The organism is Amycolatopsis dendrobii, from assembly GCF_014145675.1.
GTDB classification, from domain to species: domain Bacteria; phylum Actinomycetota; class Actinomycetes; order Mycobacteriales; family Pseudonocardiaceae; genus Amycolatopsis; species Amycolatopsis dendrobii.
The window spans coordinates 1-23100 of record NZ_JACGZW010000003.1; the positions used below are offsets into that span (position 1 = coordinate 1).

Genomic DNA, 23100 nt, shown 5'->3' on the forward strand with positions numbered 1-23100 from the left:
GGGTTTTCCTTTCTTCGGGGTTCTTCGGGAAACGGGGGTCAGCGGAGCGCGCCGCTGATCGGGACGATGGTTCCGTCGGGGATCCACTGCCCGGCGTAGTCGCGTGCGGCCTGCATGCCGGGCGCGTGCGGTTCGTTCGGGTACATCGGCATCGCGTTGACCTGCGCGGCCGCAAACAGCTGCACCTCGCCGTTCACCGCTGTCCACTGTGGACCGAGCCAGGTCCGGAAACCGCCGAGCGACGGGCTTTCGCCGCCGAAGCTGTTGCCGACCGCCACCGCGTAGCTGACCGCTAGCTGATCGCGCGGGTCGAAGCGCAGCGGCATGGCCGCGCTGGCCACGGTGTTGACGATGGGTCCGTTGAGCAGCCACGGCGCGAGGTACAGGCCGAACTGGTGGGTCGGCTTGAGCCGCTGCGATTCGGCGGCGCGGCTCATCGCGAGGTACCCGTCGCTCCAGCCGGAGACGACCACCAGCGCGGTGTCCGCGGCCGCGTCCGGACGCACCGGCAGCCCGACGCGCGCAGCGGTCTCGCGGACCAGTTGCGCGGCTTGCCCCCCACGCGGCGACTTGTCTTCGACCAACGTGATCGCCGACGGTTTTCGCGACGCGAGGAATTCGACCAGCTTCACCAGCGAACCGCGGTCCTCCGGCGACAACGCGTCCGAGGGACAACTGGTGAGCACGTCGCGTTTTTCCGCCACCAGACCGCCGAGCGCGGCTTCCGCGCATTCCGGCGCGTCGGCGTCCGACACCGCCGGGCCCGCCTCGGTGCCCGCGTCGACGTCGACCGTGGTGGTCGCGTCGCCCTTGTGCACCACGAGAGTGCTGCGCCCGGGCGGAAGTTCGACCTCGGCCCAGCTGCCTTCCGCACCGGCACGCGCCGCCGCGGTGGTCACGATCCCGCCCTCGACGCCAGCCGACAGGTCCGTGCCCGCGCTCGCCGGGAAGTGCACGAGGTTGCGCCCGGGCCGCTGCGGGCTGACCAGCACCGGCACGGTCGCGCCGCCGACGGTCGCGTCCGCCAGCAGCGGCACTCCGGGCACCGGCAAAGGCGCTGGCTGTGGCACCGCGGCGAGCGCACTCCACGCGACGAAACCGAGTGCGACGCCGGCGACGCCGTAGCGGTAACCACGAGTGGAAGCGTTGCGGGACAACAAGATTGCTGACACCACGGTGACCGCTGCGGGCAGCAGGACCACCACGATCAGCGAGATGCCGAACAGCGTTTCGTACAGTCGTCGGTCGAAGGCGACTCCGGAGACGCCGAGTTGCACGACGCCCGCGAGCGTCAACAGGCCGGCGAGGCTGACCGACAGCGGACCGACGCGCAACGGCGTCGACCGCCACTCCTCTACCGGCACCCACGCCGACAGCAGTGTCACGCCGAACCACAGTGCTGCCGAAGCGACGTACACAGTGTCGATGGCGAAGGAGATGCCCGTACCGTCGACAGAGGTCTCCAGCACCACGAGCACGACCAGCGCCAGCGAAGCCCAACGGCCTGCCGAGGGCCACCGAAGCAGCACCGGCACCGCGAGCGCGAGGACGATGTGCACGATCAGCGCGACGAGGTTGACGTCGACCGTCGCCGCCGATACCGCGGCCAGCACCGCCGAGCCGACCCCCAGTGCGCCAGTGGTGACCCACAGCTTGCGCGGCAGCGGACCGACGAGCGGACGCAGAATCCCGGTGCCGGCGAGGAACGCCGTTGCCAGCAGCAGTATCAGCCGCAGCACCAGCGCGGCACTGTCCACACCGGACGATCCGGTGGCGGCCGGAGTGACGTGGTGATCCATGGAGACCTTCCGGGGAGAATCCCGGCGCGCGGACGGGCGTCCGCGCGCCGGGAACGAGTTACTTCACGTTCTGGTCGGCGACCACGAACAGCTCGGAGTGCGGCTTGGCGTTGCCGAAGTCCCCGTGCGGCCACGACTTCCGGTTGAAGTTGATGCCCACCTGGCCGGTGAACTCGTCGCGGAAGTTCTGATCGACCGCGATCTTCCCGTCCGGAGCCAGGTTCAGCAGGTTGACCTTGTGGTCACCGTCCAAACCGGACCGGGCGACGAAGTAGTTCGACACCGCGATGTGCTGCGGCTGCTCGGTTTCGTGGTAGAGACCGTCCTGGCCGAGCGCGAGGTTGTCGTACGCGCCCCAGTGCGGGCCCGCCCCGGGAACGCCCGGGTTGATCGGCGCGGAGCCGACGACCGTCGGCAGGTCTCCCCCGCCGCCCTGCTGTGCCTTCTCCTTGGTGTCGACGCGGCCCTTGATGTCCTCGACCTTGTCGCCCGCCGCGACCAGCTTCTGGATGTCGAGCACGTACACGCCGCCGGTGGTGCCGGGGTCGTCCGGGCCGAGCGCGCCCTTCTGCCTGCCCTGCACCGCGTGGTACAGGAACCGGTCGTCCGGACTGGTCTGCAGCCAGCCGCCGTTGGAGCTGGCGCCGTTGGAGTCGTTCTGCGAGTAGATCGGCTTGCCCGCGGTGCCGTCGTCGAACACCTCGATCCAGTGCGGGTCCTTCGCCGTGATGTCCGGCGTGTAGAAGATCGCGCCGCCCTGCATCGTCTCGGCGAACGCGCCCTTGTGCCCGGGCTTGTTCGTCACCGTGGTCTCCATGACCGCGCGGCTTTCCGAGTGCAGCGGGTCCGCCGGATTCGCCCGGGGGCCGTCTTGCAGGTAGGACACCGCCTTCAGCTTCGGGTGATTGCGGTCGGAGATGTCCCAGGTGCGGATCGTCGGTCGGCGCAGATACGGCGACGGCTGCTTCACCGGGTCGAGAATGATGTTGCGCGGTTCGGCGTAGTCACTGGTGACGAGGGTGTTGAGATCCTCGCGCGCCTGGACGCCGTGCGGGTTCGCGCAGGACGGTTTGCCCAGCTGTGGCAGGTTGTCGCACAGCTTCGCGTTGTCGCCCTGCGGGGTCGCTGCCGGATTCTGCGACAGCACCTGCGCGTTCTGGTCGAAGTGCACGACCTCGCCCGGGCTGCCGGCGAAACCGTTGCCGATCTGCGTGGAGCCGTCCTGGTACGCGTACGGACCGGGCACGACCGGACCGCCCATGTACGTGCCGTACGCGGTGCCGTCCTTCAGCACCCAGTACGCGTCGGGCACGGAACCGCCGAGCGTCTGCGTCGGCAGGCTGATGCCCTTGAGCTTCAGCTGCGGCAAGGCACTGACGTCGAACGCGTACGTCGCCGCGGCGAACAACGCACCGGCGTAGATCGTGTCGCCCTTGTGCCACACGTACTGCATGTGGTGCGGCTCGTTCTCGACCAGCGGCCCGACGGTCGCAGTGTTCACCACCTTGCCGTACGTCGGCGAGCCCTGCGTCGCGTCGATCACCGCGAGGAAATCGGGACCGGGCAGGGCATTCTTGATTTTGCCGAGACCGCCGCCGAGCGAACCCGGCAGGTTCTTGACGTCCTTCACCGCGGTGTCGGCGATGTTCTCGTCGCCGGCCCAGACCAGCAGCCACTTCTTCGGCGTGCCGTCCGCGGAACGCGCTTGCGCCGCGAGGTCTTTGCTCACCAGGTGGTTCTGCACCCAGTACTGCTTGCCGTCGGACGCGGTTTTGGCGTCGGTGACCACCTGGACGTCGGCGTAGGCGCTGGTGCTGGACCCGGTGTAGGTCACCGCGCCGATCGCGAGCGCGACCGCGCCGGCGACGGTCAGCGCTTTCCGCCATCGGGGCGGGGCGCCCGAGGAGGAGCTGAATCGCATTGTGTCTCCCTGTTTGTGTTCCCGTGAAGCGCCCGCGAAGGCACTTCTTTCCCCGTTCTGCGGGCAGCACGGAACCCGCCCGGAACGCGGAAAGCGTTTATCCCCTCGGGCAGCCAAAACCCGTTGCGGGGCAAGAGAAATCAGCCAGCCGAACGCGGCCGGGAGAAAAGTCAGGAATTCCTACACAGCGCGCTGGCCTGCTGCCGCAGATCAACGTGCAGGCGCCACACCAGGGCAACCGGAAAGGACATGCGCGAAATACTCTGGCGAACCGCACGCACTGTCAATGCGGTGATCAATCGTGAGAACATCGACCGAAGGGGTGAATATCCCACGAACTGGGCCGACTTGCCCGCCTCTCGCGCCGCACCCGCCGCGAGCAGCGGCGCTGACCTGCGATGCTCCGTTCGGCCCACAGTATGTTCGGCGCTTCGGCGTCCGGGACGGGTCCGTTCGCCCGATATGTTCGTTAGCTTTTCGTGACCAAATCCCGGGAACTCTCGCTCCTTCGCCGCCGACCGGGCCGCGGCCCGAAGGCGCGAACCGACACGAAACGGCATAATCCGCTCCGGGGCCGAGGCCCCGAAGAAACCCGCGACAACCTCGACTTGGGCGAATAGATGGCGGAACCGCTTCCCTGGTACATCGTTCTCGGCTACCTGACCGCGTTCGTCCTGCTCTGGATCGCAGGCCGGGCCGAGGGCGGCGGCACGGCCACCTCGGCGATCAGCAACATCGCCTGCGGCCTCGTTTTCCTCGGCACGACGCTGACCTGGTTCACCGTGAGCATGGAAGTCCGCGCGCCGCTGGCGGTGTGGATCGCGCTGCCGGTGGCGTTCGTCGCCTTCGTGCTCTGGCAATCCTGGCGGCAACGAGATTCGCTCCGCCGCCTCGGCGCCACGAACGAAGCGACCTTCGGGGTGCTGCCGAAGCGCGGCCGCACCGTGCCGTTCGACCAGCAGGACAGCCTGTCGCTGCGGCGAGTCCTCGAACTCGAGCACCAGGGCCACCGGCTGCTCGGCGTCGAATACCCGCTCACCGAGCCGGATTCGGCCACCAGCCGGGTCACCGACCGCATCGGCGGCCTCTACTCGATGATCGAACTGCGGATCCCCGCCAGCCCGACGCTGCTGATCACGCCGAAGGTCGGCGCGTTCGAACCGGACTACACCACCCCGTTCGAGGACGCCCGGATCACCCGCATTCAGGTCGGCACCCCGAAACCGTCGTCGAAGCCGTCCGAGCAACCGCGGGAGTTCCTGGCCGAGGAGCTGCGCAAGGTCGCGGTGGACCCGGAATTCGACCGGCGTTTCGAGGTCGCTACCGAGGATCCGGAGTTCGCCGCCAAGGTGCTCACCCCGGAAGTGCGCGAGATGATCCTCAACGACCTGTGGTTCCGGGTCCACGAGGTCGTGTTCGACCACGACGCGCTCTGGACCGCGGAAGCCGACGGGCTGAACGAAGACCGGCTGCTCGGCAACGCCCGCCATCTCGCGATCTTCGCCGCGGCGGTGACGTCGAACCTCTGGCCCGGCACCGAGTTCTCCCGAGTGGCCGCCCGCGCCGAAACCGGCTACGACCTGTGGTTCGGCCAGCGCCGCGGATTCGTGCGGAACCGCGTGAACCGCTACCGCGAGTCGATGGACCGGCAACCGCTCTCGCCGACGACGGTGCTGACGCGCTCGCTGCTCGCCGCGGCCATGGTGGTGGGCGGTCTGCTGCCGATCGCCAATGGCGTTGCCGCGGCCGCCGGTCTCGCCGGCGAAGTCCAGCTCACCGTCGTCGATTCCACCGCGGGCGATCGCGGCCGCTCCTGCGGCGGGCTCAACCGCACCCAGATCTGCGACAGCCAGTCCCCCGCGGTTCGCGGCACCTACCAGGACGGCGGCCAGACCCACGAGGTCGTCACCACCTGGCATCTCGGCAGGTTGCCCGAACGCGGCGACGTCATCCCGGTGCGGATCGGGCCGATCTGGTGGAACACGGTCTTCCAGAACAACGACGCCGTCGCTTCGACCATTCTCTTCGCGTTGGTCCCGGTCGCAGCGGGTCTGCTGTTCTTCAAGATGATCTTCCGCCCGAGGGAGCCCCGGCGGGTGCGGATCCTGCGCGGGACCAGGGAATCCCAGCAGGGCGGTCTCGGCCAGCCCTCGGCTCGACCACACTGATCGGTCGGATTCACAGCATCAACCAGACCTAACCGGCATAATCCGCACATCAGGTGAAACGCAGGGAAGAGGTGACTGCCGTGTCGGCAGGGATGGAGCAGCTCCTCGCGGAGTTCGAGAAGTTCCAGACGAGGATCAAGCAAGCCGAAGCGCAGTTCGCGAAGGTCGGCGACATGCAGGAAGAGCTCGAGGCCCTCGAAGCCTCGGTGACGTCGGCGGACCGCTCAGTCACCGTTGTGGCGGGTCCGAGCGGTTCGGTCAAGGACCTCCGGCTCACCCCGGACGCGCTCCGGCAGCAGCCTGACGCGCTGGCCGCCTCGATCCTGACGACCCTGCACCAGGCCGTCGCCGAATCGGCGCGCAAGCAGGCGGGCATCGTGGACGAGCACGTGGGCACCTCCTTCGGCCTGAATGTGTCCGAACAGGTCCTCGAAGCCCAAGCGGCCGGTTTGGGAACCACCGTCGAGGAACTGGAGTCCAACCTGCCGGAGGAGCAGTCGCAGCAGGCAGCGCCAGTCAGGGACGACGAGGACTTCGCGAATAACGACCTGCTTCGCGACGAGCCCCGGGCGCCTCAGCCGCCTCAGCCGGCACCGCCGTCGGCGTCGGCGGGCGACCAGTTCCTCAAGAACTTGTTCAACGACGAGGAGGACCACCGGTGACCCACAGCGTCGTAACGACCGCGATCACGAAGTATTCGACCGGGCTCGATCACTACAAGAGCGAGGCAGGCAAGTTCGGCAACCTCGTGAGCCAGGCTGACGTGGGCGACAAGTCGTGGGGCCTGATCGGGTTGATCGCCAAGCAGACCTACACGGGCAAGCTCGACGAGTTGAAGCAGCTGCTCGAAGCCATGAAGAGCGGCGTCGAGGCGTTCCAGGGAAAGCTCGACAAAGCTGCGGAGATCTACGACGGACACGAGAAGGACGCCGTCATGACCTTCGGCAAGTTCGACGCGAAGATCGACGGACCGCTCTGAGCGGCAGGGGGAACTCATGGGACAGGACAGCGTCGCCGACAAGGTAAAGGTCGAGCACGAAGACGGGTTGGGTCACAACGTCGAAGAGGCGTTCAAAAAGACACCGTTCGTCGGCAAGGGCTACAGCACTATCTCGGGTGCCGCTAAGAACTTCGGCACAGCAGAGGACGTCGGCGACGTCGCCGCGGCCAGCGGACAGCTGTTGCAAGAGGGCGCGGGTTTCGTCGCCGGAGCGGCCGCGGACGCGGTGAGCTTCGCGCTCGACCCGGTCGGCTGGCTGGTCAGCAACGGGCTGAACATGCTGATCGAACTGATTCAGCCATTGCAGGATGCTCTGCACTTCGTGACCGGCGACGGCCCCGCGCTCAAGGAGGCCTCCGGCAACTTCAACGAGATCGGCAAGGGCTTCGTGACTTTGGCCGACGATTTCGTCAAGAATGGCGACGAAGCGCTCAAGGACTGGCAGGGCGAGGGCGGCGAGGCCGCGAAGAAGGCGCTTGCCCAGTTCTCCGAAGGCATCAAGGGCATCGGCTCCAGCGCCGGCGCGGTCGCCGAGACCTTGCAGATGTGGTCGATGGTGATGACCGTCATCGAAGAGGTCGTCAAGGCGATCATCTCCGAACTTGTCAGCTGGCTGATCTACCTGTGGCTGCCCGCGCTCGCCGCCTCCATCGTCAGCCTCGGCTCGTCGGTCGCGGCCGCGATGACCGCGTCCGTCGCCAAGGTCGCCAGCGTGATCGGCAAGGTCACCAAGCACCTCGGCAAGCTTGGCAAACTGCTCGACAAGTTCATCGCGTTCCTCGGCAAATGGACCGATGACATGATCAAGCAGGGCTCGAAGCTCAGCGCGGGCGGAACGATGATCAAGCCGGGCGAGCAGAAGGCGATCACGGGGATCCTCGGCAAGTCCGAGAGCCTCGGCACCAGGCTGAAGGCGACCGGCGAGGAGGCCCTCGGCGTGCTCAAGAACGCGCCGGGCGAGGCGTTCAAACAGACGTTCGGCGCGAACCCGGCCGACTTCAAAAAGGGCTCCGCTTACGTGGGCAAGGGCATCTACGACATCGCCGACAAGACAATCAGTAATTCCCGCGACTTCCACAAGTCAGGAGAAGCCCTCGGCAAAGCAGGACCGCACTCCGAGGACGACACTCGCGAAAATCTCGACATGTAAGGTCGCCGCATGGCGGTCGAGCTGATTGTCCCCGGGTATTTGTTCGGCGGCAGCGCGCTGGCCCTCGTTCTGCTCTGGATCGCCGCCTGGGCCGAGCGTCGCAGCGCGGTCCTCGCAGCGGTGTTCCATACCCTCTGCGGGATCACGGTTTCCTTCATGGCGCTGTATTGGTTCTCCGCCAGCGCAGCTGTGCCGGCGCTGGCTTGGTACGGCGTACCGGCGGTCGTCGCAGCGCTGTTTGCCTGGCGAGGCTGGCACCAGCAGCGCTGGGTCAAGCGCGTCGATTCGGCCAGTGAGCCCAGTTTCGGCTTCCTTGCCCGCCACGGACTTGCCGTCCCGCGGGATCATCCCGATCCCTGGCCGAGCCGGGCCACGGTCGAGTTCACCCACCACGGGCACCGGCTGCTCGGCATCGAGTATTCGACCGAATCCCCATACCGGGACGAGAACTTCCGCCGGAAGTCGAAGCTGGCCGAAGCGCTCAGTTCGATCTACTCAGTCGTGGAGCTGCGGATCCCGAACGTGCCCGCGCTGACCATCGCGCCGAAGACCAAAGCCTTCGCCCCGGACCACTTCACTCCGCTCGAAGACATGCGGATCACCCGCAACCAGTTCGGCTGGCTGCGTCCGGACACCACGCTGCACGAATTCGAAACCGACCCCGGATTCGACCGCCGGTTCTCCGTCTACACCTCGGATCCGGAGTTCGCCCGGGAGATGCTGACCGGCGAGGTCCGCGAGCTGCTCCTGAACGACCGGTTCTTCCGCGTGCACCAGGTCGCCTTCAGGGAGGACGCGATCTGGACCACCGACACCGGCGGGTTGACCGAAGACCGGATGTTCGACAACTCCCGCAAACTCGCGATGCTCGCCGCCGCCGTCCCCTCGGCGATCTGGGAGAAGTGGGCGAACGACCGGCAATTCCGTTCAGTCGCGACCAGCGCGGACACCGGGTACGACGCCTGGATCGGCAAGCGCGGCGGGTTCATCCGCACGCCGCTGAACCGCAGGCGCGACGCCCGCGACCGGCAGCCGGTCACCTCGATCTCGCTGACCGCGCGGACGCTCATCGCGCTCGCCATGATCACCATCGGCGTGGCACCGGCAGGCAACTCGCTGGCCGTGCTGACGAGGCTGGCTCCGCAAGTGCAAGCGACGGTCTCCCGGGTCAGCGAAGGCGGCACCCGGCATTGCGTGACCACCTCCGGCGGCATGTCGTGCACTGAGGACCGGGCCGAGATCGACGGAACCTACGAGCAAGACGGCAGCATCCACGAAATCACCGCCGACTGGACCAAGAATGAGCTTCCCGCACCGGGCACCGTCGTCGAGGTCGCGGTCGGTCCGTTCTGGGGCCATCCTGGCTACCAAATCGGCTCGGTGTTCGCGGCCGTCGATCTCCTCGGCGCGCTGATCTGGCTTTTTCCGGGTCTCCTGCTGCTCAAACGGACCTACTTACCCAGCGTCCCCCGCCGAGTGAAGAAGCGGCGCGAAGCCCTCGCCGAGGTCTGACCTCAGAGCCGGTGCCCGCAATCCGCGCAGAACACCGCGCCCGCCTTGGACTCCTTGCCGCATTCTCCACAGTGGACCGTCGGAGCCAGTGAACTTCCGCATCCGGTGCAGAACTTCCCGCCGTCCACCTTCAGGCCGCAGTCCGGGCAGGTGAGCTTTGCTCGGGTGCCCAGGTCCAGGTCCTTGGTCCAGTTCTTCTCGCGAGCCTTGTCCCAGATCTGGTCCCGCTGCGCCGCCGCCTGCGCGCGCGAGATCTCCTCCGCCACGATCGGCGAACAGCGCAGGCACTGGCCGATTTCCTCGTTCCAGCACTGATCCGCGCACATCCAGTCGCTGCAGCCGCGGCACTGGCGGAAGCGCGGGGTGATCTCCTCGACGGCTCCGGTCAGCGCGCGGTCCTTCGCTGACGAGTTCGTCGCGCGGTCGTACTTCCACTGGTCCGCGGAGCTGCTCAGCTGTTGCAACGTCCCGCCGAAGAACGAGCCCACCGCGCGCAACATGCTGCGTCCGGTCTCCATCGCGTCCCGCTGGAACGCCGAGCGGTACCCGTTTCCGCAGCGCTCGCAACGGAACTCGAACTGGTATCCCTGTGCGTTGGAGAGATCCGAGAAGTTGTCCGTGAACGGCACGACATCAGCCACGCGCGCGAAGGTATGCCAGCCGGAGATCGGCCCGCGACCGTACAAGTACCGTCTCCGAACCCGCTACGCACCGCGACCGAGGCCGCGCGACCGGCCTTTTTCGCGGTTTTGCCGTGTTTGGTCGGATACCGTCCGTAAAATGCCGGATTGGGCCATATCTGCAAGCAACCGAGCGCAGGGGGAGACGACATGTCCGATGAGTTCGACCGGCTGGTCGCGGAGTTCGACCGGTTCCAATCGAGGCTGCGGCGGGTGGACGACCAGTTCGCCGGCATCGCCCAGATGCAGGAGGAACTGAGCGCGCTCGAAGCGATCGCGACGTCGCCCGACCGGTCGGTCACCGTGGTCGCCGGTCCGGGCGGGTCGATCAAGGACATCCAGGTCACCGATGCCGCGCTGCGCCGCGGCGGGGCGGAGTTGTCCGGGATCCTGATGGCGACCCTGCACCAGGCGGTCGCCGAGTCCGCACGGCAGCAGGCCGTGCTGGTGGACCAGCACACAGGCAACTCGATGCAGCTCACCGAGCAGGTGCTGGAAACCCAGGCCGAATTGCTGGGCACCGACGTCGAGGAATTGCGTGCCGCGATGGAGCGGGGCGCGCCCGCGCCGCAGCGGAGCGTCGAGGAAGAACAGCACGAGGACTATTCCGAGCGCGAACTGCTGGCCGACCCCGCGGAGAAGACCCCTCCCCCGCCGCCACCGCCGTCCTCGGCCGGGTCCGCCGGGGACGACTTCCTGAAGAACCTGTTCGACGACGAGGACCACCGCTGATGGCCGGCTACCAGGTGCAGACGGCGAAGCTCTACGACTATTCCCGCCAGCTGGCGGGCAACAAGACCGCGGTCGCCGGGGTCAAGGGCAAGGTGTCCCAGGCCGACGTCGGCGACGAGTCCTGGGGCGTCGTCGGCATCTTCGTCAAGCACAAGTACACGAGCATGGTCGACGACCTGAAAGACCTGCTGACCGCGATGGAAACCGGCCTGCAGTCCGCCTCCGACAAGATCAACCGTGCCGGCCAGTTCTACGACCAGACCGAAGAGGATCACTGCCGCAGCTGGAAAGACGTCATGGGCAAGATCGACAACCTCGGCAGCGGACGGAAGTAGGGGGCGGGATGTCTGATCCGTTGGGCAAGATCGAGATCAAGCCGGAGGACGGCACCGGCAAGAAGATCGTCAACGCGCTGCCGGTGGTGGGCGGCGCGGTGAAGATCTACGACGCGGGCACCAGCGACGCGATCAAGGCAGGCGACACCGCGACCGGGCTGAGCGGGGTGGTTTCCGAGACGACCAACTTCGTCCAGTCGTGCGCGGAAACCGCGATGAGCATCAGCTCCGACCCGATCGGCTGGCTGGTCGGCCAGGGACTGAACTTCCTGCTGGCCGTCTGCGACCCGCTCCAGGACGCGATCCATTTCGTCAGCGGCGACGGCCCGGCACTGTCCAAGGCGGCCGAGAACTTCACGGCGATCGGGCGCGGGCTGGAGCAGTTCGCGCACCAGTTCAGCAAGCAGGCGAAGAGCTCGCTCTCGCAGTGGGAAGGCGGCGCGGCCGAAACCGCGGCGGAGAAGCTGGCCAAGTTCTCGACCGGGATCACCGGCACCGCCGACCAGGCCGGCGACATCGCGACGATGCTGCAGGTGTGCAGCATGGCGATGACCGTCATCGAGGACTTCATCAAGGCATTGCTGACGGAGCTGATCACCTGGCTGATCATGATCTGGATCCCGGCATTGGCCGCCGCGGTCCCGTCGTTCGGAGCATCCACCGCGGCGGCGGGCACGGCGACCGGGGTGCGCGCGGCGTCTACCGCGGGCAAGGCGACCAAGCAGGTCAGCAAGCTGCAGAAGCTGCTCGACATGATCAAGGACTTGATCGCCCGGTTCCAGACGTTCTTCAAGGCGGCCAAGGACGAGGTGGCCAAGATGGCCGAGGAAGGCGGCAAGACCACCGCCAAGCGGGCCAAGGACGGTTTCGGGAAAACCGTCGGCGGGAAGCTGCTGGACGAGGCACGGTCGCAGGTCGGGCTCCGAAGCCACGACAAGAACGAAACCGACCTTCCGGTCAAGCCAGGGAAACCGTTGGGACACCTGGAGAACGCGCGCAAGGCCGTCGAGTACGCGGCGACCGGGGACGGAACTTCGAAAGACGAGACCAAAAAAGACCTGGAGTTCTGAGCCGTGGCTCGCGCACTGGCCGACACTTGGGTGTGGCTCGGACCGATCGTCGGAATCCTGGTCATGGTCGTGCTCCCGAGTTATCTCGGCTTCCGCTGGCATCTGAAGAAGAAACGAGCGAAGCGAGCCTGGCTGGCCGCATTGCACGCGGTGCCCGAGGAACTGGGCGGATCCATGGTCGCCGATCTGAAATACGGGCGGCCCCGGTCCGCGCAGCGCCGGAAGCCTCTTGGCGAGCTGTACCGGCCGAAGACCATCTCGGAGGGCATGACCTTCCCCAGCAGTCCTCCGACCGTCGAGTTCGCGGCTGACCTGCCGCGGCGGGACCGGCAGTTCCGGGTCAGCGCGTACTGGTGCTCGCTCCGGGTCGGGGCCAACAGCAGCAGAAGGATCTACGAGTACACCATCGAAACCAAGGTCGGGCCGACGCCGAGCATGAAGATCGCCAAGGCGTACCCGACCGAACCGGTGCGGATGTTCGGGCGGACCATGGCGTATCTCAACTACCAGCAAAGGCTGTTCGAAGCGGAGGCGCGAACCTCGCCCTCGGCCGCCCGCTGGGAGCAATTCACGCCGTCCGAGAACGAGTTCACCGGATACGCCAGCGATCAGGACCTCTCGGCCCAGGTCATCGCCCCGGAGACGATGGACTGGCTGCGCGGCAACCATGAACTGCTTCCGGACCTCATCGGCCTCGAGCACGGGTGGTGCTACGCGGTGTACCGGGACGAGATCGACCCGGCGACCCTGGTCGCCAGAATCGACCTGATCGCCGACTTCCTCGACCGGATCAACGTGCCCGCCGCAGTCTGACCCCTCGTACAGCGAAACGCCCCCGGCCGAAGCCGGGGGCGTTTCGTTCAAGCGGAGCGGATCAGCGGAAGTCGCGACCGAAGTCGTAGTCGTCCAGCGGAACCGCGGCGCCGGTGCCCGAACCGAACACGTCCGGGGTGTAGTAACCGTCGTCGTAGGACGGGATCGCGTACGCCGCGACCCGCGCCTCCTCGGTCGGCTGCACCTGGATGTTCCGGTACTTGTTGATGCCCGTACCGGCCGGGATGAGCTTACCGATGATGACGTTCTCCTTGAGGCCCACGAGCTTGTCCGAACGGCCGTTGATCGCCGCGTCGGTCAGGACTCGCGTGGTCTCCTGGAACGAGGCCGCCGACAGCCACGAGTCCGTGGTCAGCGACGCCTTCGTGATGCCCATCAGCACCGGACGCCCCGAGGCCGGCTCGCCGCCCTCGGCGACCGCGGCCCGGTTCGTCGCCTCGAACTTCGTCCGCTCGGGCAGTTCGCCCGGCAGGAAGTCCGTGGCACCGGAGTCGATGATCGTCACGCGGCGCAGCATCTGCCGCACGATGACCTCGATGTGCTTGTCGTGGATCGACACACCCTGCGCCCGGTACACCTTCTGGACCTCGTCCGTGAGGTGCATCTGCGCTTCGCGCGGGCCCATGACGCGCAGGACCTCGTGCGGGTCCGGCGTGCCCTCGAGCAGCTGCTGCCCGACGTTGACGTGGTCGCCGTCGCCCAGCGGGCCGTTCGGGGTGTTCGCGAGCCGCTGCCGCTTGGACAGCTTGTCGAAGACGATCTCCTCCGACCCGTCGTCCGGGATCAGGGTGATCTTCCAGAACCGCTCGCTCTCCTCGATCCGCACGCGGCCGTCGACGTCCGCGATCGGAGCCTTGCCCTTCGGCACGCGAGCCTCGAAAAGCTCGGTGACCCGGGGCAGACCGGTCGTGATGTCGTCACCGGCGACACCACCCTGGTGGAACGTACGCATCGTCAGCTGCGTGCCCGGCTCACCGATCGACTGGGCGGCGACGATGCCGACCGCCTCGCCGACGTCGACGAGCTGGCCCGTCGCCATCGAACGGCCGTAGCAGGTCGCGCAGACACCGACCGCCGACTCGCAGGTCAGCACCGAGCGGACCTTGACCTTCGAGATGCCGCTGGAGAGCAGCTTCTCGATGGCCGGGTCGCCGATGTCGTCGCCCGCGTTCAGCACGACGTTGCCCTTGGCGTCCACCGCGTCCGTCGCGAGGTTCCGCGCGTACACGGAGGTCTCGACGTGCTGGTCGCGCACGACCTTGCCGTCGCCGAGGTCCTCGCCGATCGGCATCATGATGCCGCGCGTGGTGCCGCAGTCGATCTCGCGGACGATGACGTCCTGCGAAACGTCCACCAGACGACGGGTCAGGTAACCCGAGTCCGCGGTACGAAGCGCCGTGTCCGCCAGACCCTTCCGGGCACCGTGCGTGGCGATGAAGTACTCCGCCACCGACAGGCCTTCGCGGAAGTTCGCCTTGATCGGACGCGGGATGTACTCACCCTTCGGGTTCGACACCAGACCACGCATACCGGCCAGCGAACGGACCTGCGTCATGTTGCCGGCGGCGCCCGACTTCACGATCATGGCGATCGGGTTGTCGTCCGGCAGCGCCGTCTCCATGATCTTGTGGACCTCTTCGGTCGCCTGCGTCCACACCTTGACGAGCTCGTTGTTGCGCTCGGCGTGGGACAGCTGACCGCGCTGGTACCGCTTCTCGACCTGGTCGGCCTTGCCCTCGTACTCGTCGAGAATGGCCTTCTTGCCGACCGGGGTCAGCACGTCCGAGATCGCGACCGTGACGCCCGAGCGGGTCGCCCAGTAGAAACCGGCGTCCTTGAGCTTGTCCAGCGTCTGCGCGACCTGCGTCATCGAGTACCGCTCGGCGAGGTCGTTCACGATGGCCGCCTGCCGCTTCTTCGGCATCGGCTCGTTGATGAACGGGTAGTCCGCCGGCAGCAGGTCGTTGAACAGCACGCGGCCAAGGGTCGTCTCGGCCAGCCACGGCTTGCCCGGCTCCCAGCCGGCCTCGGCCAGCCGCGCCTCGTCGGCCTTCGCCGGCTGACGGTCGGTGACGCGGATCTTGACCGGGGCGTGCAGGCTCAGCGCCTTGCGGTCGAACGCCATGATCGCCTCGGCGGGCGAGGAGTACGCGTTGCCCGCGCCCTCGGCGTTCTCGTTCAGCCGGGTCAGGTGGAACAGACCGGTGACCATGTCCAGACGCGGCATGGCGAGCGGACGGCCCGACGCCGGCGACAGGATGTTGTTCGCCGACAGCATCAGGATCCGGGCCTCGGCCTGCGCCTCGGCCGACAGCGGCAGGTGCACCGCCATCTGGTCACCGTCGAAGTCCGCGTTGAACGCTTCGCAGACCAGCGGGTGCAGCTGGATGGCCTTGCCCTCGACCAGTTGCGGCTCGAAGGCCTGGATGCCCAGCCGGTGCAGGGTCGGCGCACGGTTCAGCATCACCGGGTGGCCGGTGATGACCTCTTCGAGCACGTCCCACACCTGCGGCCGCGACCGCTCCACCATCCGCTTGGCGGACTTGATGTTCTGCGCGTGGTTCAGGTCGACCAGCCGCTTCATGACGAACGGCTTGAACAGCTCGAGCGCCATGTCCTTCGGCAGACCGCACTGGTGCAGCTTCAGCTGCGGACCGACGATGATGACCGAACGGCCCGAGTAGTCGACGCGCTTGCCCAGCAGGTTCTGGCGGAACCGGCCCTGCTTGCCCTTCAGCAGGTCGGACAGCGACTTCAGCGGCCGGTTGCCCGGTCCGGTGACCGGACGCCCGCGGCGGCCGTTGTCGAACAGCGCGTCGACGGCCTCCTGCAGCATCCGCTTCTCGTTGTTGACGATGATCTCGGGCGCGCCGAGGTCGATCAGCCGCTTGAGCCGGTTGTTCCGGTTGATCACGCGGCGGTACAGGTCGTTCAGGTCCGACGTGGCGAAGCGGCCACCGTCGAGCTGCACCATCGGGCGCAGGTCCGGCGGGATGACCGGGACGGCGTCGAGCACCATGCCGCGCGGGTCGTTGCCGGTCGCCTGGAACGCGGCGACGACCTTGAGCCGCTTCAGCGCGCGGAGCTTCTTCTGCCCCTTGCCGTTGCGGATGGTGTCGCGCAGGCTGTCCGCCTCCGCGGCGACGTCGAACTCGGTCGCCAGCTTCTGGATCGCCTCCGCGCCCATGCCGCCGGTGAAGTACTCGCCGTACCGGTCGATCAGCTCGCGGTAGAGCAGCTCGTCGGCGATCAGCTGACGCGGCTCGAGCTTCGTGAAGGTCGTCCAGACCTCCTCGAGACGGTCCAGCTCGCGGCCGGCGCGGTCGCGCAGCTGGCGCATCTCGCGCTCGCCGCCCTCCTTGACCTTGCGGCGCACGTCGGACTTCGCGCCCTCCGCCTCCAGCTCGGCCAGGTCGGCTTCCAGCTTCTGCGCCCGGGCCTCGATGTCGGCGTCGCGCTTCGTCTCGAGGTTCTTGCGCTCGACGCCGATCTCGTTCTCCAGCGTCGGCAGGTCGTTGTGCCGCAGCTCGGTGTTCACGCCGGTGATGACGTAAGCCGCGAAGTAGATGATCTTCTCGAGGTCCTTGGGCGCCAGGTCCAGCAGGTAGCCCAAGCGCGACGGAACGCCCTTGAAGTACCAGATGTGGGTGACCGGCGCGGCCAGCTCGATGTGGCCCATCCGCTCACGGCGCACCTTGGCGCGAGTGACCTCGACGCCGCAGCGCTCGCAGATGATGCCCTTGAACCGGACGCGCTTGTACTTGCCGCAGTAGCACTCCCAGTCCCGGGTCGGACCGAAGATCTTCTCGCAGAAGAGCCCGTCCTTCTCCGGCTTGAGGGTCCGGTAGTTGATGGTCTCCGGCTTCTTGACCTCGCCGAAGGACCACTGACGGATGTCGTCGGCGGTGGCGAGGCCAATCCGGAGCTCATCGAAGAAGTTGACGTCCAGCACGTCTAGATCCCCTTGGGGTTGTTTCGGCTAGAGGAGGGGTCGGCGGTGGAGCGGGAACCCGCGGGAGGCAGGTTCCCGCTCGACACCGGATCAGTGCACGACGTCGTCCACCGAGGGCGACTCGTTGCGGGACAGGTTGATGCCGAGGTTCGCCGCTGCGCGCTCGAGGTCCTCGTCGTCGGAGTCGCGCATCTCGATCGCCGCGCCGTCGCTGGAGAGCACCTCGACGTTGAGGCACAGCGACTGGAGCTCCTTGAGGAGCACCTTGAACGACTCCGGGATGCCCGGCTCGGGGATGTTCTCCCCCTTCACGATCGCCTCGTACACCTTGACGCGGCCGACCACGTCGTCCGACTTGATCGTGAGCAGTTCCTGCAGCGTGTAAGCCGCGCCGTAGGCCTGCATCGCCCAGCACTCCATCTCGCCGAAGCGCTGGCCGCCGAACTGCGCCTTACCGCCCAGCGGCTGCTGGGTGATCATCGAGTACGGGCCGGTGGAGCGGGCGTGGATCTTGTCGTCGACCAGGTGGTGCAGCTTCAGGATGTACATGTAGCCGACCGACACCGGGTACGGGTACGGCTCGCCGGAGCGGCCGTCGAACAGCGTGGCCTTGCCGTTCTCCTTGACCATCCGCTCGCCGTCGCGGTTCGGCTTGGTCGCCCCGAGCAGCCCGGTGAGCTCCTCCTCCTTCGCGCCGTCGAACACCGGGGTCGCGGTGTTCGTGTTCGGCGCGACGTCGTAGAGCTCCTCGGACAGGTTCTTCGCCCAGTCCGGGTTGCCCTCGATCGTCCAGCCTTGGGAGGCCAGCCAGCCGAGGTGCAGTTCGAGGATCTGGCCGATGTTCATCCGTCGCGGAACACCGTGGGTGTTCAGGATGATGTCGACCGGGGTGCCGTCCTCCATGAACGGCATGTCCTCGACCGGCAGGATCTTGCCGATGACACCCTTGTTGCCGTGCCGGCCGGCGAGCTTGTCGCCCGGCTGGATCTTGCGCTTCTGGGCCACGTAGACGCGGACCAGCTCGTTGACGCCCGGGGGCAGCTCGTCGTCGTCCTCGCGGGAGAACACCCGGATGCCGATGACCTTGCCGGTCTCGCCGTGCGGCACCTTCAGCGAGGTGTCGCGGACCTCGCGCGCCTTCTCGCCGAAGATCGCGCGGAGCAGGCGCTCCTCCGGGGTCAGCTCGGTCTCGCCCTTCGGCGTGACCTTGCCGACCAGGATGTCGCCGTCGCGGACCTCGGCGCCGATGCGGATGATGCCGCGCTCGTCGAGGTCGGCCAGGACCTCCTCGGAGACGTTCGGGATGTCCCGGGTGATCTCCTCGGCGCCCAGCTTGGTGTCGCGGGCGTCGATCTCGTGCTCCTCGATGTGGATCGACGTCAGCACGTCGTCCTGCACCAGGCGCTCGGAGAGGATGATCGCGTCCTCGTAGTTGTGGCCCTCCCACGGCATGACCGCGACGAGGAGGTTCTTGCCGAGCGCCATCTCACCGTTCTCGGTGGACGGGCCGTCGGCGATGACCTGGCCCTGCTCGACCCGGTCGCCCTCGTTGACGATCGGCCGGTGGTTGAAGCACGTGCCGTGGTTGGAGCGGCGGAACTTGTACAGTCCGTAGCTCTTCCGCGTGCCGTCGTCGTGCATGATCGTGATGATGTCCGCGGACAGCTCCTCGACCACGCCCGCCTGCTCGGCGACCAGGACGTCCCCGGCGTCGACCGCGGCGCGCAGCTCCACGCCGGTGCCCACGTACGGAGCCTGGTTGCGCAGCAGCGGAACGGCCTGACGCTGCATGTTCGCGCCCATCAGCGCGCGGTTCGCGTCGTCGTGCTCCAGGAACGGGATCATCGCGGTGGCGACGGAGACCATCTGCCGCGGCGACACGTCCATGTAGTCGATCTCGAGCGGGTCGATCAGCTCGACCTCGCCGCCCTTGCGGCGGCCGAGGACCTTGGACTCGACGAAGTGCCCGTCGTCGGTCAGCGGCGCGTTGGCCTGCGCCTTGACGTAACGGTCTTCCTCGTCCGCGGTCAGGTAGTCGACCTGGTCGGTGACCTGGCCCTCGACGACCTTGCGGTACGGCGTCTCGATGAAGCCGAACGGGTTGACCCGCGCGTACGAGCACAGCGAGCCGATCAGGCCGATGTTCGGGCCTTCCGGCGTCTCGATCGGGCACATCCGGCCGTAGTGCGACGGGTGGACGTCGCGGACCTCCATGCCGGCGCGCTCACGGGACAGACCACCCGGGCCGAGGGCCGAAAGACGACGCTTGTGCGTCAGGCCCGACAGCGGGTTGTTCTGGTCCATGAACTGCGACAGCTGCGAGGTGCCGAAGAACTCCTTGATCGCCGCGCCGATCGGGCGGATGTTGATCAGGGTCTGCGGCGTGATCGCCTCGACGTCCTGGGTGGTCATGCGCTCGCGCACGACGCGCTCGGTGCGGGAGAGGCCGACCCGGATCTGGTTCTGGATCAGCTCGCCGACGGTGCGCAGGCGACGGTTGCCGAAGTGGTCGATGTCGTCGGTCTCGACCGGCACCTCGACGCCGGCGGAGCTGGTCATCTTGTCCTCGCCGGCGTGCAGCCGGACCAGGTACTCGATGGCCGAGACGATGTCCTCTTCGGTCAGCGTGCCGGTCTCGTACGGGGTGTCGAGGCCCAGCTTCTTGTTGACCTTGTAGCGGCCGACCTTGGCCAGGTCGTAGCGCTTCGGCTTGAAGAACAGGTTCTCCAGCAGCGTCTGCGCGCTCTCCTTCGTGGGCGGCTCGCCCGGGCGCAGCTTGCGGTAGATGTCGAGCAGCGCCTCGTCGGTGCCGGCGGTGTGGTCCTTCTCGAGGGTGGCCAGCAGCGTCTCGGAGAACGAGAAGCGCTCGCGGATCGCCTCGGTGGACCAGCCCAGCGCCTTCAGCAGCACGGTGACCGGCTGGCGGCGCTTGCGGTCGATGCGGACGCCGACGGTGTCGCGCTTGTCCACGTCGAACTCGAGCCACGCGCCGCGGCTCGGGATCACGCGCACGCTGAAGACGTCCTTGTCGGTCGTCTTGTCGACACTGCTGTCGAAGTACACACCCGGAGAACGCACCAGCTGGGACACGACGACCCGCTCGGTCCCGTTGATGATGAAGGTGCCCTTGTCGGTCATCACCGGGAAGTCGCCCAGGAAGACCGTCTGGCTCTTGATCTCGCCAGTGTTGTTGTTGACGAACTCGGCGGTGACGAACAGCGGGGCCGCGTACGTCATGTCCTTGTCCTTGCACTCCTCGATCGAGGCCTTGACCTCGTCGAAGCGCGGAGCGGAGAAGGACAGGGACATCGAGCCCGAGAAGTCCTCGATCGGAGAGATCTCGTTGAGGACCTCTTCCAGACCGCCGACCGGGTTCTCTTCGCCTTCGTTGACGCGGCGCTCGAACCACGCCTCGTTGCCGGTGAACCACTGGAACGACTGGATCTGGACGTCAAGCAGGTTCGGGGTGGAGAGTGGCTCGCGGATCTTCGCGAAGGAGACCCGCTTGGGCGCTCCGGGGATTCCCGTGGCCTGCGCGCGGGATTCAGCCGAGGTGGTCGCAGCAGTGGCCTGGTTCGCGGGAGAGACTGCCAAGATGCGTCCTTCCGGGGACAATGAGCGGTGAGCAGCCGCGATGGCAACAGCTGTCGCGGACTGTCAGGGGTGCCGTGTGCCCACTATCCTAACTACCGGCTCCGGGCAGCCTGAAAGAGGGCAGCGCAAAGAGGCAGTCTAGCCCGGATGACGCGGTCTGTCCAGGGGGCACTCCCGACGGGGCCCAGCCTGCATCGCGTCACCTTCGGGCAGTGCGTCTCCCTGAGCCTCACTGCGTCCTCTGGCTCCCGGTTTCGCACCGGGTTTTCGCGCCCCTCCCGCAAGGTTCGCGTTCCCCGGCCGTGACCGTTGGCAGTAAGCGTGAACCCACGCGGCTTTGGAGTCAAGATGCCGCGCGGCTCTCCCGCCGGTTGGCGCAGCGTCGAAGCGGGACAGCGCAGGGTGACCGATCCGGCTCACGTTCTGGTTACCGCCGGGTACCCGGGGATCGCCGCGCAGGTCGGCCCGGCCGCGGTGCAGGTGGGCGGCCTGGACGCGGGTCCGGCGGCGGTTTCCGCGTCGGCGCGGCGCGCGCGGGATGGATCACATTCCGCGAGCGGCCGGGCACGGGGCGCGGTAGCCGGAACAGGGGAACTTCGGGCAGCTCGAACCCGGATTCCGGGTCCCCCGGACAGGGGTTGCGCGCGCTGGGACCGGCGGTTGGCAACGGGTGCGTCCCGGTGATCAACTGGGCGGGGCCGAACTCCCGGAGGTGCGCACGATGGCGGAACCCGACGCCTCGCTTCCCGAACTGGTCCTGCGCAGGCTGGCGATCAGCGAGCAGGTCGCCGCGGCGAAGTTCGGGGCCGGACGGCCCGTCGACGATCCAGTCCGCGAGCAGCGGGAGCTCGCCCGTGTCCGGACACTGGCCCGTGAGGTCGGCCTCGATCCGGACCTCGCCGCTGGGTTCCTCGCCGACCAGATCGCGGCGAGCAAGCAGGTCCAGCGCCGTCTCTTCGCGCACTGGACCGAGCATCCCGGCGACCGGCCCGCGGGCGGGCCCGACCTGTCCGTGCTGCGCGCCGAGCTGGACGGCCTCACAGTCGCTCTGCTGGACCGGCTGGCCGAGACTGGCCCCGAACCCCTAGTGCCGCCGGAAACGCCGGACGCGCTGAACCAGGACCCGCTCCGGACGGCTTACCGGACGCTGGGCCAGCGTCGCTCGTGAGTGTCTATGCCGGTTCTAACCGGCACCGGCACTCACGAGCTCCGCTCCCCTGGCACGACGACGGCCCGCCCCCGGAGCTTCCGGGAACGGGCCGCGACGTCTGCTGAGGACGCTTACTTCGACGGCGGAGCCGAGGCGGGCGCGGACGGCGCGGGCGCACCCGCGGCCGGTGCTGCGGCCTTGTACGTGTCCATGTCGGTGATCTTCCACGTGTTGCCCTGCAGCTGGGCGTCCACGTGCATCTGCGCCGTGCCCGCGGCGGTCTGCTTCGTGTCCGCGCGCGTCGACGTCTGGTCGATGAACAGCATCACCCTGGCGAGGTCGCCGTTCAGCCGGATCACCGCGCTGCGGGTGACCTTGCAGGTCACGACCACCTTCTGCTCCGGCGCGAGCTTCTTGACCTGGCCCATCAGCGCGTTGTAGCTCGTCTTGACCTGGTCGGTCGCGAGCAGCTGGTTGGCCGCGTCCTCGGTCTTCTTGATGTTGTTGAAGTCGTAGGAGAACAGCGTCTCGATCGCCTTCGAGACCTGGTCCTTGACCTGCGCGGTCTTCGCCACGTCGAGCACCGCGCGGTTGCTCGTCGAATCGGCCGCGTCCGAACCCTTGACCTGGAAGATCACCGCCGCGGCGACCAGCGCGAGCCCGACCACCAGCAGCAGTGCGACCCGCACGGTGTTGCGGCTGACCACGGACCGCTGAGCCGGTACCGCGGCTTCCTCGTCCGCCCGGGCCTTGGTCTCGGCCTCCTCGACGTCCGAGGGCTTCTCCGAGCCGGTGTCCCGCTTCTTGCGCCGCGGGCTCGGCCTGGCCGGTTTCTCGTCCTCGACGGCCTCGCCGGTGAGCGCGTCGACCTCTTCGGCCGGGGCTTCCTTGGTTACCCCGGAGACCTCGGCCTCGGGTTCGGCGGCGGTGTCTTCCTCGACCGCGGTCTCGGCAGGCTTGGTCTCGGCAGGCTCAGGGTCAGCCGGACGCACCAGGCCGCCGCGGGGGATCCGCAGCTCCTGGGTCACCTCGGCCGGGTCCGCGTCGGGGAGCGGCCGCGGCCGGGGGCGCGGCTTGGGCGAGGCCGCCTGCACCGCCGGGTCCGACGGCTTGCGCAGCCCGGCGACCTTCGGCTTGCGGGCCGGTGGCGTGCTGCTGCGCGGTGGCTGGCGACGGGAGGGGGGCACTGCGGAACTCCGATCT

Annotated in this window: 16 protein-coding genes; 10 read left to right on the plus strand and 6 right to left on the minus strand. The window is 67.6% G+C overall.

What is annotated here, in order from left to right; translation table 11 throughout:
- Positions 1 to 38 precede the first annotated feature (38 nt).
- Together H4281_RS08130 and H4281_RS08135 are read right to left on the minus strand one after the other, a co-directional pair.
- Positions 39 to 1799, minus strand: a complete 1761-nt coding sequence (locus H4281_RS08130) for a hypothetical protein (RefSeq protein WP_182890285.1) — start codon at positions 1797 to 1799, stop codon at positions 39 to 41.
- Between the two features lie 58 nt (positions 1800 to 1857).
- The gene (locus H4281_RS08135) at positions 1858 to 3720 is read right to left on the minus strand and encodes a selenium-binding family protein (protein ID WP_237597952.1); all 1863 of its coding nucleotides are present in this window, start codon (positions 3718 to 3720) and stop codon (positions 1858 to 1860) included.
- A 620-nt stretch (positions 3721 to 4340) separates the two neighbouring features.
- Here H4281_RS08135 and H4281_RS08140 point away from each other — a divergent pair.
- From H4281_RS08140 to H4281_RS08160, 5 genes are all read left to right on the plus strand, one after another.
- Positions 4341 to 5888, plus strand: a complete 1548-nt coding sequence (locus H4281_RS08140) for a hypothetical protein (protein ID WP_182890286.1) — start codon at positions 4341 to 4343, stop codon at positions 5886 to 5888.
- An 80-nt stretch (positions 5889 to 5968) separates the two neighbouring features.
- The gene (locus H4281_RS08145; protein ID WP_182890287.1) at positions 5969 to 6550 is read left to right on the plus strand and encodes a YbaB/EbfC family nucleoid-associated protein; all 582 of its coding nucleotides are present in this window, start codon (positions 5969 to 5971) and stop codon (positions 6548 to 6550) included.
- Positions 6547 to 6867, plus strand: coding sequence for a hypothetical protein (locus tag H4281_RS08150; protein ID WP_182890288.1), 321 nt, complete (start codon positions 6547 to 6549; stop codon positions 6865 to 6867). Before H4281_RS08145 ends, H4281_RS08150 begins: the two co-directional genes overlap by 4 nt.
- 16 nt (positions 6868 to 6883) lie before the next feature.
- Complete coding sequence (locus tag H4281_RS08155) at positions 6884 to 8038, plus strand: hypothetical protein (protein WP_182890289.1); 1155 nt, start codon at positions 6884 to 6886, stop codon at positions 8036 to 8038.
- Positions 8039 to 8047: 9 nt separating this feature from the next.
- Entirely contained in the window at positions 8048 to 9550 is a 1503-nt protein-coding gene (locus tag H4281_RS08160; RefSeq protein ID WP_182890290.1) for a hypothetical protein, read from the plus strand.
- A gap of 2 nt (positions 9551 to 9552) precedes the next feature.
- On the opposite strand, the gene H4281_RS08165 is transcribed toward H4281_RS08160, so the two are convergent.
- Positions 9553 to 10191, minus strand: a complete 639-nt coding sequence (locus H4281_RS08165) for a zinc ribbon domain-containing protein (RefSeq protein ID WP_237597945.1) — start codon at positions 10189 to 10191, stop codon at positions 9553 to 9555.
- Positions 10192 to 10380: 189 nt separating this feature from the next.
- Between H4281_RS08165 and H4281_RS08170 the strand changes: the two genes are divergently transcribed.
- From H4281_RS08170 to H4281_RS08185, 4 genes are read left to right on the plus strand one after another with little or no spacing between them, the layout of a single operon-like run.
- The gene (locus H4281_RS08170; protein WP_182890291.1) at positions 10381 to 10962 is read left to right on the plus strand and encodes a YbaB/EbfC family nucleoid-associated protein; all 582 of its coding nucleotides are present in this window, start codon (positions 10381 to 10383) and stop codon (positions 10960 to 10962) included.
- On the plus strand, positions 10962 to 11297 hold the full coding sequence (locus tag H4281_RS08175) for a hypothetical protein (protein ID WP_182890292.1): 336 nt from the start codon (positions 10962 to 10964) through the stop codon (positions 11295 to 11297). Before H4281_RS08170 ends, H4281_RS08175 begins: the two co-directional genes overlap by 1 nt.
- 8 nt (positions 11298 to 11305) lie before the next feature.
- Positions 11306 to 12367 carry a WXG100 family type VII secretion target gene (locus H4281_RS08180; protein WP_182890293.1) on the plus strand — a complete coding sequence of 354 codons (1062 nt, stop codon included), beginning with the start codon at positions 11306 to 11308 and terminating at the stop codon, positions 12365 to 12367.
- A gap of 3 nt (positions 12368 to 12370) precedes the next feature.
- Complete coding sequence (locus tag H4281_RS08185; protein WP_182890294.1) at positions 12371 to 13180, plus strand: hypothetical protein; 810 nt, start codon at positions 12371 to 12373, stop codon at positions 13178 to 13180.
- A 61-nt stretch (positions 13181 to 13241) separates the two neighbouring features.
- On the opposite strand, the gene H4281_RS08190 is transcribed toward H4281_RS08185, so the two are convergent.
- Both H4281_RS08190 and rpoB read right to left on the minus strand, forming a co-directional pair.
- Positions 13242 to 17153, minus strand: a complete 3912-nt coding sequence (locus H4281_RS08190; protein WP_182890295.1) for a DNA-directed RNA polymerase subunit beta' — start codon at positions 17151 to 17153, stop codon at positions 13242 to 13244.
- Between the two features lie 90 nt (positions 17154 to 17243).
- Positions 17244 to 20747, minus strand: a complete 3504-nt coding sequence (rpoB, locus tag H4281_RS08195; protein ID WP_037816287.1) for a DNA-directed RNA polymerase subunit beta — start codon at positions 20745 to 20747, stop codon at positions 17244 to 17246.
- A 721-nt stretch (positions 20748 to 21468) separates the two neighbouring features.
- Between rpoB and aroQ the strand changes: the two genes are divergently transcribed.
- Positions 21469 to 21915 carry a gamma subclass chorismate mutase AroQ gene (gene aroQ, locus H4281_RS08200; RefSeq protein WP_182890296.1) on the plus strand — a complete coding sequence of 149 codons (447 nt, stop codon included), beginning with the start codon at positions 21469 to 21471 and terminating at the stop codon, positions 21913 to 21915.
- Positions 21916 to 22028: 113 nt separating this feature from the next.
- Here the strand turns inward: aroQ and H4281_RS08205 are convergent, their stop codons facing one another.
- Entirely contained in the window at positions 22029 to 23084 is a 1056-nt protein-coding gene (locus tag H4281_RS08205; RefSeq protein ID WP_312872081.1) for a hypothetical protein, read from the minus strand.
- Between the last annotated feature and the right edge of the window lie 16 nt (positions 23085 to 23100).